Source organism: Luteibacter jiangsuensis (assembly GCF_011742555.1).
Taxonomy (GTDB): domain Bacteria; phylum Pseudomonadota; class Gammaproteobacteria; order Xanthomonadales; family Rhodanobacteraceae; genus Luteibacter; species Luteibacter jiangsuensis.
Genome location: NZ_JAAQQR010000003.1, coordinates 167,980 through 180,268, shown reverse-complemented (window position 1 = coordinate 180,268; position 12,289 = coordinate 167,980). Strand labels below are relative to the sequence as shown.

Annotated in this window: 9 protein-coding genes; 2 read left to right on the top strand and 7 right to left on the bottom strand. The window is 63.1% G+C overall.

Annotation, left to right across the window (positions count from 1 at the left end):
* Positions 1-2: 2 nt before the first annotated feature.
* Together HBF26_RS07665 and HBF26_RS07660 are read left to right on the top strand one after the other, a co-directional pair.
* On the top strand, positions 3-1,436 hold the full coding sequence (locus HBF26_RS07665; protein WP_167124712.1) for an efflux transporter outer membrane subunit: 1,434 nt from the start codon (positions 3-5) through the stop codon (positions 1,434-1,436).
* Positions 1,433-2,206 (top strand): SDR family NAD(P)-dependent oxidoreductase, encoded by a 774-nt coding sequence (locus HBF26_RS07660; protein ID WP_167124710.1) that lies wholly within the window; start codon positions 1,433-1,435, stop codon positions 2,204-2,206. Before HBF26_RS07665 ends, HBF26_RS07660 begins: the two co-directional genes overlap by 4 nt.
* 1,209 nt (positions 2,207-3,415) lie before the next feature.
* Here HBF26_RS07660 and HBF26_RS07655 read toward each other — a convergent pair.
* From HBF26_RS07655 to HBF26_RS07625, 7 genes are all read right to left on the bottom strand, one after another.
* Complete coding sequence (locus HBF26_RS07655) at positions 3,416-7,960, bottom strand: RHS repeat-associated core domain-containing protein (RefSeq protein WP_167124708.1); 4,545 nt, start codon at positions 7,958-7,960, stop codon at positions 3,416-3,418.
* Between the two features lie 977 nt (positions 7,961-8,937).
* Positions 8,938-10,101, bottom strand: coding sequence for an AI-2E family transporter (locus tag HBF26_RS07650; protein ID WP_167124706.1), 1,164 nt, complete (start codon positions 10,099-10,101; stop codon positions 8,938-8,940).
* Positions 10,098-10,415: a hypothetical protein gene (locus tag HBF26_RS07645; protein ID WP_167124704.1), complete on the bottom strand. Its 318-nt coding sequence runs from the start codon at positions 10,413-10,415 to the stop codon at positions 10,098-10,100. The genes HBF26_RS07650 and HBF26_RS07645 overlap by 4 nt, the downstream gene beginning before the upstream one ends.
* A gap of 4 nt (positions 10,416-10,419) precedes the next feature.
* Complete coding sequence (locus HBF26_RS07640; RefSeq protein ID WP_193569823.1) at positions 10,420-10,902, bottom strand: ABC transporter ATP-binding protein; 483 nt, start codon at positions 10,900-10,902, stop codon at positions 10,420-10,422.
* 26 nt (positions 10,903-10,928) lie between these two features.
* Complete coding sequence (locus HBF26_RS07635) at positions 10,929-11,318, bottom strand: DUF883 family protein (protein WP_167124702.1); 390 nt, start codon at positions 11,316-11,318, stop codon at positions 10,929-10,931.
* A 66-nt stretch (positions 11,319-11,384) separates the two neighbouring features.
* Entirely contained in the window at positions 11,385-11,543 is a 159-nt protein-coding gene (locus HBF26_RS07630; protein ID WP_046965775.1) for a DUF1328 domain-containing protein, read from the bottom strand.
* A gap of 113 nt (positions 11,544-11,656) precedes the next feature.
* Entirely contained in the window at positions 11,657-12,280 is a 624-nt protein-coding gene (locus HBF26_RS07625; protein WP_167124700.1) for a YbhB/YbcL family Raf kinase inhibitor-like protein, read from the bottom strand.
* Between the last annotated feature and the right edge of the window lie 9 nt (positions 12,281-12,289).

The window sequence follows — 12,289 nt, the reverse complement described above, 5'->3', positions numbered from 1 at the left end:
TCATGAAAACGATGTTCCGTAGTACCGCTCTGTCCGCGGCCCTCGTTCTCGCCGGTTGCGCGAGCGTGGGTCCCGACTACCATGCACCGAAGGAAGCACCGGTGACGCTGCAAGGCGTCGACGCCGCCCATCAGGAGAGCGCCGGATTCCAGGCGCAGTGGTGGAAGCAGTTCGGCGATCCCACGCTGGACGCGCTGATCGTTCGCGCCGCAAAGAACGCGCCTGACCTGAAGATCGCCGTGGCGCGCCTTGCCCAGGCACGTGCGGCGCTGGGCACGGCGAAGTCGCAGCAGATTCCGGATATCGAAACAGGCGTGTCGTATCAGCGCAGCCGGCAGCAGCAGCCGGGCTTCAGCGATCAGCGACAGACGGTCACGGCGTACCAGGCCGGTTTCGACGCGTCGTGGGAGCTCGATCTGTTCGGCGGGATCCGTCGCTCGGTCGAGGCCGCGCGCGCCGATGCGTCGGCCGGCCAGGCGTCGTTGCAGGACGCGCAGGTGACCTTGTTCGCGGAGGTTGCGCGCAACTACTTCAACCTGCGCGGCACGCAGCTGCGCATCGACGTGGCGAAGCGCGACATCGCCAACCAGCGGGATTCGCTTAAGGTGATCTCCGCGCGTGTGGAAGTGGGTACCGGAGACGAGCAGGACCTCGCCAGCGCCAAGGCGCGCCTCGCGGCCGTCGAAGCGCAGCTTCCAGTGCTGGAAACACAGGCCAGCGCCGATCGGTTCCGCTTGGCGGTGCTCCTCGGCGAGCGTCCCGGCGAGTTGGACATCGATCTCTCACCCGCCTCGTTCAAGCCGATCGACGCCACGCTGGCGATCGGCGGCGCGGACGAGGTGCTGCAGCGCCGTCCGGACATCCGCATTGCGGAGCGCGAACTCGCCGCCGCGAACGCCCGCATCGGTGTCGCCAAGGCCGACTACTTCCCGCACATCTCCCTGGGTGGCTTCATCGGCTTCCTGGCCGGCCGCAGCAACGATTTCGGCGGTGCGGATTCGCGGGCGTGGTCCATCGCACCGAGCATCTCGTGGTCCGGCCTCAACGTGCAGCGCGTCCGTTCGGGCGTGAAGGGCGCCGAGGCGCGTGCCGACGAAGCTCGCGCCAACTACGATCGCACGGTACTTACCGCGCTCGAGGACGTCGACAACTCGCTGGTCGCCTTCAACCGCCAGCGTGAGCGGGTGGAGAAGCTGGTGGTGCAGGCGACCGAGAGCCGCCGGGCCGCCCAGCTTGCGAAACTGCGCTACGACGCGGGCCGCACCGATTACCTCGAACTGCTCGACGCCGAACGCACGCAACTCGCGGCGGAAGACCAGCTGGCGGAAGCGGAAGCCGGCATCAACCTGCGCGCCGTGCAGCTTTACAAGGCATTGGGCGGCGGCTGGCAGGCCTGTGGCGACGACGCGTGCAGCGAGGTTGCAAAGGTGCCATGAGCGCGGCGAAGGTGCATCAGCTGCCCGTGCAGAACCGGCGCAGTAAAGCAGTATCGGTGGAGCCGCCGCTCAGCCAGCGCGTCGCGCTGGTGAGCGGCGCGAACCGCGGCATTGGCCTCGAGGTCGCGAAACAGCTCGCGTCCCTCGGCGTCACGGTGTTCATGGGCATGCGCGAACCCGGCAAGGGCGAGAAGGCGGCGCGCATCATCCGGGAACTCGGCGGCGACGCGCATGCCATCAAGCTCGACGTCACGAAGTCGAAGGACATCGACCGCGTCGTGGCGCATATCGCCGAGCATTTCGGCCGGCTGGACATCCTGATCAACAATGCCGGGGGTTATTACGACCACGACGCCGTACCTTCCGCGCCGAACCTGGAGATGATCCGCGGCGCGCTGGACGTGAACCTGATCGGCGCATGGTGTCTTACCGCGGCGGCGTTGCCGCTGATGAAGCGGCACGGCTATGGCCGCGTGGTGAATGTGTCGAGCGAATGCGCCCTCCACGCCATGTGCGGCGAGAACAGTCCCGCCTATCGGGTATCGAAGGCGGCGCTGAATGCCTACACGCAGGTACTGGCCCGCGAACTCGAAGGCAGCGGCATCCTCGTGAACGCCGTCTGCCCAGGCTGGACCGCCACCGAGTTAGGCGGCGGTGGCGGCAGGCCTGCGGCCGAAAGCGCGGAAGGCATCGTGTGGGCAGCGCTTCTGCCGGAACGCGAAGCGGCTACGGGCGGGTTCTTTCGGGATCGGACGAAGATCGCCTGGTAGGTTTGTCGTCGCTGGCTCGGCTTCGCCATCGCGCTTGCTGTTGTCGCGTTCGGACGTGGCGGCGCGTCGCCGACGGCCGCCATTTCCGTCGCTAAGTCCTCGTCCGGCCTTCGCCTCCCTGCGGAATCGCTCCGGAAACGGCGGCCGCCGGCTCTTTCGGGTGTGTCTAGTCATTGGATTGAAGGCGAAAAGCGAGCTCTTCCCGCAGCCGCCGCGCCATGGGCGCGAGCGAGGAAACCCAGTCACCGATTGTTGTTTCCACTAAGCTGGCACGCAGCATTCTCTCGCGACCATGCACCGCCGGCGTCGAGACACCGATCTATATCGTCGTCGAATAGATAGACTGCTGCGCATACGATAACGATTAGCGCCAATAGTCCCGTCAGGACATATGATCGGAACGACCGACGAAATAGAACAAACATCAGAATGATGAGGGCGACGGCCATCACAAGAAGAATCATCTCTAGTACCTCCCATCCAGTCCAATGGGCCGGAGTTGAGATCAGATCGCAGAGCATGTGGTCGAAGGGTTAGTTCTTTGCTGCTGTCGCTTTCCGATGTGGCGGTGTGTCGTCGACGGCGGCCACCCCCGCTAAGTCCTCGTCCGGCCTCGCCCCCCCTGCGGAATCGCTCCGGAAACGGCGGCCGCCGGCTCCTTGGGGCGTGGCGGATCTTTGGAACGAAAGCAGCATAGGCAGGGTGTCTGCTTTCTATCGATCGCATTCATTGGCCATCATCTGGGGCAGTATCCCGATTGGTTTGATTCCTTTGCCCAGACGACGCGGACGTCAAAACGCTTCTCCGCGTAGGTTCGGTCCGCACTGAACATCGCGGAAAGCTCACCCCTACAGAGTTTCAGGTAACTGGGGTAGCCTTTATACATTCCTCTTTTCACAACCTTCCATCCGCGACCGCTCATCAACGCCTCGATCCTAATCATTGACACTTGGAGAGGCGTATGCAGCGAGAATACTTGGCTGATCCCAGATTCACCGCCCCTGTGGAAGTTCTTCGGAGAACCAGCAGGAACGCCTTCAATTGACGACACAGCCTCGTTGAAACTACTCAAGATCAGCTCCCGGTCGGGCTCTCCCGGATAGGCTCGCTGTTCACTTGTATCGATAGCGCTACCCACTAGCCATAGTGCAGTTACGGCACATGACCAATAGAGGCCTAGAGCGAGGGAGCGCATCGAGAACAGATATCTCACCGTTTAGCACCAGGGGGAACAATCTGCTGCGAGTATGTATAGTCGATAGCGCCTCCCCCAAATCCAAACCCGGTTTCAAATGCTGTACCCGATCGGTTTGTTGCAATCCCGCCACCGATCCCTCGGTACAACGAAGCACCCCAAGTCCCTCCCTGTATAAAGCTATCGACCTCTTCGGCGGTGCAAGTCTTGGTCATCCGACCCGCAGCTGCCGAAAAGCCCCAGTTCTTGCCAGTCAGCATACCCTTTGGGTTTCCGACGGCGCCTCCGCCGTGACTGAACACTGCTCCTGACTTCGTGAAGGTGTACCCAAACTCGAAGAGAGACGGGACGGTTGCGTTGATCACTACGTAATCGGGCAAGAAGTTCATACCCATCGCCATGCAAGCTTGAGCGCTTAGCCCGGCACATAGATCCATATCGGCCCGCAGCCCCCGCGGATCAATCCGCACATGCGGATTGTTTCCGACATACGCATACGTAGAAATGCCACCCGCCAATCCGATCGGGTCGCTCTGGATGTATCGCCCACTCACCGGATCGAAATAGCGGAAGTAGTTGTAGTACAGGCCGGAGACCGCGTCGTACCGTTGCCCTGGGAAGCGCAGATCGAACGTAAATGTCTGGCCGTCGCCATCCGGGTCTTCGTTCGGCCGGTCGGCACCGAAGGCCTCACCTTCGAGCTTCCACTGCCACACCGGCACGTTACGCGCTGGATCGATGACGGCACGCGGTGTGCCCAGGTGGTCCGGCTCGATGTACAGCACGCGACCATCGACGATTAGGCCGACCGGGTAGTTACCTAGCCATATCGCTTGGGCGATGGCCTTGCCAGCGGCATCGTAGTCGCCGAGCCAATGGCCCGCTTCGTCGTAAACCGTATGCGTGATGTGGTTGCCCTCGGTCCGCGTCACGCGCTGGCCGTCTCCATTGTAGCGGTAGCTGGCGAGCGTGGTGCCGGACTGACTTATCGACGCGAGTTGCCCCGCCGCGTTATGAATCGATTCCAGGTTGCCAATGGCGATCGTGTTACCGGCGGCATCGTAACGACGCAAGGCGCCGTCGGCGGTGGTGAGTTGGTGACTGTCTGCTGCATACACGTAGTGGTCCGTGGCGCCACCGATAGTGAGCGAGGTCCGGTTGCCGGTGGCATCATAGGTGTACTGATGAAGCGCAACGTTGGTGCCAGCATCACGTGTTTCCGTGAGGCGGCCGAGCCCGTCGTACGTAAAGGAGCGTGAGGCGCCGTCGGCATCGAGGCCCACGACGTGGCCCACCTCGTCGTAGGTCAATGCGTGACGGAGCCCACCAGGTGCCATGTCGGTGACTCCGGTGGGGCGGCCGTTGGCGTCATAGCTGCGCGCGAGGTGACGGCCGTTACCGTAGGACCAACCGGCCGCGTTGCCGAGTGCGTTCCAGGTGACGTCGGATAGCAGCGGGGCGGTAATGCCTCCTGCGGGAGCGACGTCGATGCCCGTTACCTGACCAAAGCTGTCATGACGCCAACTCACCATGCTGCCGTCAGGAAGCGTGGCACCCGCGAGGCGTCCGGCTTTGGTGTATCGGTAGGCCACGCTCAGGTCGCGCCCGCCCGCGGTCTGGAACTTTCGCGCGATACGGCCAGCCGAGTCGTAGCAATACGCGGTGCTGCCGGAGCCGTCGCTCATGGACGTGCGGCGACCGATGGCGTACCGCTCGCTCGCCGGGCATCGGCTGTCCGCGACATCGTAAGTCATCGTGATGGCTAGGGCGGGGTCCGCGAACGTCTTCGTCAGCACCCGGCCCAGCGCGTCGCGAGTGACCGAATGGCTGCCGATGCCGCCGGCGGCTTCGTGCACGGCAAGCAGACCGGCTGCGTCGTATTCGCTCCAAGCCTTCCCCGTGTCCGGGCTGTCGAGGTACGAGAGGTCTCCCAGGCCAGTCGTCAGGTAAGCCGTGGTCAGACCCTTCGGATCGGTGAGTGAGATCAACTGGTCGAGCGGATCGTGCTCCGTCGCGATGCGCGCCTTTACGCCATCGATGTCGCCGATGGTTTCGCGCAGCCGGCCGAGGGCGTCATAGGATGCGGTCGTGCGCGTGCCGCGCGCATCGGTCGAACCCGTCCAGCGATGCATAGTGTCGTAGGTATGCGACGTGGTGTGGTTGTAAGCGTCCGTTTGGGTGGCGACGCGACCCAGGGCATCGTATGTCCGGGTCAACTGGCGAACGAGAGTGCCGTCCTTGTCTTCGATCCGCTCCGCCGTGCGTTGACCCGCGGCATCGAGCGTGTAGCGGATACGGTGCCCCGCAGCATCCGTCACGCCGACGAGGCGATGTGCCTCGTCGTACTCGAAGGTAACCGCTACGCCATCGGCGTCGGTGATCCGCCCCACCTGCCCGCTGGCCGTGTAATCGAACCGAGTGACGGCCACGGTGCCTTCAACGTCGGTGATGGTCTCCGTCGCAGGCCAGCCACGCGGTGTATAGGTGTATGCAGCGGTCACACCGCTGGCATCGCTGCGGCCAAGGACGCGGCCGCTACCGTCGTAGGCGAGGATTTCCTCAACATGGCCGAGGGCGTTTTCGGTCTTCCATAGATCGCCCTGGCGATATGCGCAGGTGCCGCCGATAGCGCAGCTCGGGTCATCGCTACGGCGATAGGTATGGGTGAACAGACGTTGCGGGGTGGCGCTGTCACTGCGCGGCCCGTCGACGTGCAGAAGACGGCCTGACGTGTCATAGGTCGATGTCCAGATGCGGATCACGCTGGGCGTCGCGGCGGGATCGGACGGATCGATCGCACCGGCAACTCGTCGCTGGGTCACGTTGCCGCGCGCGTCATATGCCAGGGTTTCCTCGTGTCCCGGAGTGGCGATGTGCACGGGTAGCAGGAGGTCCGCGTGCCACTGGGTCGTCACGCGGCGCGCTCGCGCCGTGTCGGCAGCCTCAATGCGCTCAATCTCGTTGCCGTCAGTATCGTAAGTGAAGCGTGTCACCACGTCGTCGAAATCCGTCCGTGCGGAGACCTTCCCATTGCTGCCGTATTCCAGTTTCGACGATGCCGGGTCGCAGCCGGCGCCCCCTGGCTGGTCGACGCCGACAAGGCGTTGCGACCCACGGACGCTCTCGAAGCTGTAGGTGTGTATGGCACCGGTAGGACCGAAGACGAATCCCTGTGCAGTATCCATCGAGTACCCCACCATGACCTTGTCAGCACCGAGCGCATGTTCGCTACCCTGAGCGTGGCCTGCCTCGTCATATGAGTAGGTCGCAAAGCGGCGCCCGTGCTCGTCGATAATGCCGGTCAAATGATGGGGCAGCGCGGCACCTTGCGTGTAATCCGCCTCGTTGTATCGATATTCGACGGAACGCCCATCGGCGTACGTGACTTTGGACAAGTCCGCCTTGAGACCGCCCTCGTCCCCTTCCGAATAGGTATAGGCCACCTTTGCTCCACCAGCCTGGCGAACCGACGCCATCCGTCCCTTGGCATCGTAGTCGAAGATCAGGTGCCGGCCGTTTTGGTCCGTGGCACGAATGAGGACCCCGATCTCGGGTGCTACTTCCGGCGGTGTCGAAGCATCGCTGTAGGTAAAAGTGATGTGCCGGCCCGCATTCCCTTCGATGCTTAATAGGCGACCTTCCGCGTCGTATTTCTCGAGTTCTCCCGCTGGTGTGCGATAGGTCCATCCCGCACGAGCCCTGCGAAGGAGCCCTCGAGGATCGACAACGCTCTCGTAGCGTGAACCACTTTCCACATAATCGATGCGCTCTCCCGTGTGTCTATACAAGCGGATTCCCGGAACAGGACCCGCTGGGGTCGGCACGGTTGTGGGCGCAAGGGAACGATTGTAACTGCCGCGCCAGCGGCTGCCGAGCCGCGCAGTCGTGGGAGCGGTCCTACCGGTCAGTTGATTGTTCTCGCGATCCACCCATACGACGCCGCTGTTGTAGAAACGCTCCCACATGAGCGGCGACGCACTCGTGGGCGTGATGTCAATGTAAGTCTGGAACTTGTTTCCGGCTCCGACATTGATCGGGTTTCCGACCATGGCATTGCATTGATTGCTACCTAGATCGCTTTGGAATTCACTTTCGGTTTCAGGGTTCTGTGCGTGCAAGCAGACGATGTCCATTCCGCCTTGCGAGCGCCCAATTTCTCGGTTGCCATAGGGGCCGAAAAGTGTGTCGACGAATTTCGCATAAAGGTCATAGGACGACGGGCAGGAGTAATAAGCTGCGCCTAGTTGCCTCCCCGTCAGACGTTGCCCAAATAAGACATAGGAGTAAGTGTAAGCGTAGCCGATATCCGTATCCTCAGATGCCTCGAGGATACATTCGGCATAGCCACTCCGGGCGCAGTGATAGGCCATGGCTGCTGCTGCCGCTTCTTCGTGAGTCAGAAAGAACTCCCCACCAGGGGATTTGTATTCAACGAATGGAGAAGCGTCGCGTTTCTGCACTGCGTGGCTTGTCGATGGCAACACTAGTACGACAAGGAGCATAAGCTTTTCAGATAGACGACCTGCAAGCCGTGTGCGCGATAACCGATCGAACGGCATGACTTTCTTCCCTGCGAACTATAGAGCCCGCAAGGCTGAAGGCCGAAGGCCTCGAAAGATACGGGAAAATTCTGAAAATCAGCTACGATTTTTCGAAGGCTCAGTGCCTGACATATGCACAATCCACGTGACGGCTTATAGACCTACCGCCTTAAATAATAGACATCTCACCGCCACCGCCACCGCCCGCGGGGCGGTGCCGCGGACCTGCCGCCGAAAGCGCGGAAGGCATCGTGTGGGAAGCACTGCTTACCGAACGCGAATCGTCATCCGGCGCATTCTTCCGCGACCGCGTAACGATCGCGTGGTAGCAACTCGTATTACGACTTGCATGTCATCCCGGCAAGACTGGGGCTATGTGGTTCAGTTCCTTCGCAGACCCGTTTACTCGATCTTCCCTCCCTGTCGCTTTCGTCACACCTATTGGGAATGAGTCGGTGCAAGCCTAGGTTTGTGTGCAAGTTTCGGAGGATTGCCGGACGTTGAATCCTCCGCAGCATCGAACGTACCCTTTTGATCCCCGTCGGATCACAAGGAGAAGTGACATGTCAGGCAAGGAAAAAGGTCAGCAGAGCCCACGGTGGGAGGCAGTGGAAGTAGTAGAGGCGGCAGGAAATGTCATTCCCATGGCCCGACTTTCGCGGGGTATTACGCTTCGGTATCCGGCGTACACGGGCCCTGCGGCGAACGTACGGCTCATGCTCATTTTTTCGCACGAGGATGTCGGCCCTGGGGAGTCTGTGCAATGGACATTTGATAAACCGGCCACTGCATTCATCGCCCCGGATAGGCTCAGTCAGTTCAAACCAGGGATGGAAGTAGAGTCATGGGGACTGGTTCTCGGTTCGCCTAATATGCTGGGCAGAACGCGGTATACGATAGTCGATTGAGCCCCGTGTCGCCTTTCGTACTTCGGGTTCTTCTCGGGATGGGGAACCGAAGGTGGGGAGCCGGGTCCGCCGGCTCCCTTGTCTGCCTCACCGCGAAATCATATGCGCGAACCACTGCCACCCGCGCAGCTTCGCGGTGATCAGTTTCACGCACGTAAGCATCGGCACGGCAAGCAGCGCGCCCGGAATGCCCCATAGCCATCCCCAGATCAGCAGCCACAACAGTATGGCCACGGGGCTCAAGCGCGAGCGGCGGCCCTGGAGCATGGGGGTGATGAGGTTGCCTTCGATGGCGGTGATTCCCGCGAACGTTCCCGCGGGAATGAGCGCGGCCCCGAGTTCCTGGAAGTGCAGCACGCCGACGATGGTGAGCACGGCCGTGGTGGTGATGGCGCCCACGTAAGGAATGAAGTTGGCGACGGTGGCGACCGTGCCCCATAGCAAGGGGTCGGGCACGCCGTACAGGTAGAGCATGCCGGCGGTGACGAGACCGAGTGTCACGTTGATGGACGCCGTCATCAGCAGGTAGCTGGACACTTCTTCCTGGATGCTTCGTACGATGCTTACCGTATGCCGCTTGTACGAGAAGGTGGGCGATATCTCCACCGCGCGTCGAAGGATCTCGTCGCCGTACACGAGGAAGAAGAACACCAGCAGTGCGACGGTGAGAATGCTCGCCAGCACTTTCGGTGCATTGGCCACCACGTCCCACGCGGTGAACGCGAAGGAGTTCGGACTCTGCGGCGCCGCCCGCGCCACGGTGCCGCCGACGAGCGTCTGCGTCGCGCGGCTGGCGGCCTCGATCTGCTGCGTCATCGGTTTGATTTTTGGCGCGAATGCGCGCATCGCGGTCGGCGCTTCGTGGAACCAGTTGAGTGCCGGCGTGGATAGCGTGGATACGCCCCACACGAGACCGGCGCCCAACAGAAGCATCACTGTTACCGCCGCCAGCCAGCGCGGTATGCGCATGCGCGCGGCGGTGGCGACGATCGGATTGAGTGCCAGCCCGATGAAACCGGCGAGCACCAACGGCACGAGGATGGACTTGCCGATAGCCACCGTATAGAGCAGCGCCAGCAGGATGATGCCGGTGAGCGAGATGCGGATCGAACGCAGGTGGCGCGAAATGCGCCGGGTGCTCCGGCTACTGCCGGGCTTGCGCCGGGGGCGGGAGGCAAGCGTCGACACCGCGACGCCGGGTGCCGCGGTGGATGGCAGTGGCGTGGGGAGGGGGCTGGGAAAGTCGCTCACGGGACCTCGTCGGCGACGTCGGCTGCGTCGCTGGCAAGATCGCCGAGGAAACTGCCGGCGGCGACGGAAACGCCTCGCGCGATGAGGTCGGCGACGCCGCCTGCCACCACGCCGCTCATGCCGGGAACGGCAAGCGGGTTGAGCTTGACGTTGCTGAGAAGGAAGCCTGTGCCGGCCGCGAGGCCGACCACGGTGAGGGGGTGTTCGTAACCGCGGGCAATAAGGGCCGCCGCAGGGCGCACCGTTTCTTCCCGCGCCGCCATCACCCGTGCACGAGCGGCGGTGACCTTGGCCATGCTCTTGAAGACGCTCATGTGCTCATTCCCCTTGCTCGCCTTGCGCTTTCCCCCGCCGCGCCGCCTCGCGTGCCAGGCTGGCTATCTCGGCTCGCGAGGCTGGCAGTGTGAGCCAGTGCATTGCGCGGCGGAAGGCAAGAATGGCGCCGATCAGCAATACGAGCTGCAGTCCCGCGAGCGCGGTGAGCGCCCAGGCCCAGGACCCGAACCATTGCGCCAGGCCCCAGCCGGCGAGCGCCAGCAAGGTGAAGCCCAGCGCCACCGCGAAGACGATGGCAGCCAGGCCCATGAACAGCATCAGCACGATGCCGCTTCTGGCCAGCCCGATTTCGGCGGAAATGAGGCTCAGCTGCGCGGCGAAAAGCTCCTTCGCACCGGCACCGAGACGCCGAAGATCGTCCAGCCAGGAAGGCGATGCCGGCTTGGCGCCGCCGGCGGCGGCGCCGTCGTCGTCCGGCACCGGTTCGCCCGCTTCCCGTCGCCCCGAGGGACCGTCGTCCAACATGCGCTTGCGTCCCCTGGGGTCGTCGATCAGTTACGCAGGATGCGGCCGGCCAACCAGCCCGCGGCCAGCGCGAGGGCGATCGACTGCACCGGCTTCTCGCGCACGTATTCGCGTGCGGTATCCAGCCAGTCGTTGGTCTTGTCCACGGCTTCGTCGTAGGCCTCCTTGCCGCGCATCTTCACTTCTTCGGCTTTCTCAGCAGCGCGGGTGGCGCCGTGGGCTGCCTTGTCGGTGGCGGTGTGCAGGCCGGACTCCACCTTGTCCGCGGCCCGCTCGACGGCATCCTTCGTGCGGTCCACGGCCTCGGACGTGGCCTGCTTCACGCGCTCCGCGCGCGCATCGATGCGCTCGGCAGCCGATACGGTGTTCGCGGCGGCGGTCGCGGCGTTGGCGACATGGTCGGCGGGCTTGTTCATGAAGTTCTCTCCGTTACGGGGTCTGGCACGTTAAGTCAAAGAAGGTGACGCCTGGGTCACGGGCCGCTAGACGCTGCGGCCCCGGAAGAACGAGATGATCGCCAGGATCAGGAAGATGACGAACAGGATCTTCGCGATACCGGCCGCCGTACCCGCGATGCCACCGAAGCCGAACACGGCCGCGATGATCGCGATGACGAGAAAGACAAGGGCATAGTGCAGCATGATGGCTTCTCCGTGGAGTGACGCGGGACCATTTAGTCCCGCGCCCCGCGCATGCCGCGTGAAGCCGAACGCCCCCGCTCAATACGCGTTCAGGCAACGGGTTCACCGCCCCGTCACGCCTTCACCTTCGGGTTCAGGGAGTAGGTGCCGGTGAGCACCGCCTCGTCCACCACGTGGCCCTCGATGACGTCGCGCAGTTCGGCCAGGGAGAACCCGTTTTCCAGCGGTACGCGCTCCACGTCCAGCGCGTAGACGTGGAAATGGTAGTGGTGCGGAATGGTGTCGTTCCACGGCGGGCAAGGGCCATCGTAGCCGTGGTAATGGCCTTCCATCTCCCGGTCGCCCTTGAACCAGCCGGTGTAGTCGTTGAGGCCCTGGACCGAACCGGGCGGACCGACGGGCTCCCGCTTGCCGCGCGGCACGATTCCCTCGCCGCACGCGCCCTCGCCCAGCTCGCGGCATTCCAGCGGAATGTTCGCCATCAGCCAGTGGACGAACTCCACGCGGGGCAGGTCGCGGCGGACCTCGCGGCCTTCCACGTTCACGTCGTCCGGCTTGGACGGCACGTCGGTATCGATGACGGCGATGGCAAAGGATTTCGCGGTCTCGGGCACCTCGATCCAGGCCAGGTGCGGCGTGACGTTGCCGGCCGGCTTCACCGGTTCGCCCTGCTCCATGAACGCGAACTTTGCCGGAATCGGCTTGCCCTGCTCGATGCTGTCGCTCTTGAGACGCATGCTTTAACT

Bases quoted from the DNA above. Each gene is read 5' to 3' on its own strand.
- HBF26_RS07665 (WP_167124712.1), top strand. From the start codon at position 3: ATGAAAACGATGTTCCGTAGTACCGCTCTGTCCGCGGCCCTCGTTCTC.
- HBF26_RS07660 (WP_167124710.1), top strand. From the start codon at position 1,433: ATGAGCGCGGCGAAGGTGCATCAGCTGCCCGTGCAGAACCGGCGCAGT.
- HBF26_RS07655 (WP_167124708.1), bottom strand. From the start codon at position 7,960: ATGCCGTTCGATCGGTTATCGCGCACACGGCTTGCAGGTCGTCTATCT.
- HBF26_RS07645 (WP_167124704.1), bottom strand. From the start codon at position 10,415: ATGAGCGTCTTCAAGAGCATGGCCAAGGTCACCGCCGCTCGTGCACGG.
- HBF26_RS07640 (WP_193569823.1), bottom strand. From the start codon at position 10,902: ATGTTGGACGACGGTCCCTCGGGGCGACGGGAAGCGGGCGAACCGGTG.
- HBF26_RS07635 (WP_167124702.1), bottom strand. From the start codon at position 11,318: ATGAACAAGCCCGCCGACCATGTCGCCAACGCCGCGACCGCCGCCGCG.
- HBF26_RS07630 (WP_046965775.1), bottom strand. From the start codon at position 11,543: ATGCTGCACTATGCCCTTGTCTTTCTCGTCATCGCGATCATCGCGGCC.
- HBF26_RS07625 (WP_167124700.1), bottom strand. From the start codon at position 12,280: ATGCGTCTCAAGAGCGACAGCATCGAGCAGGGCAAGCCGATTCCGGCA.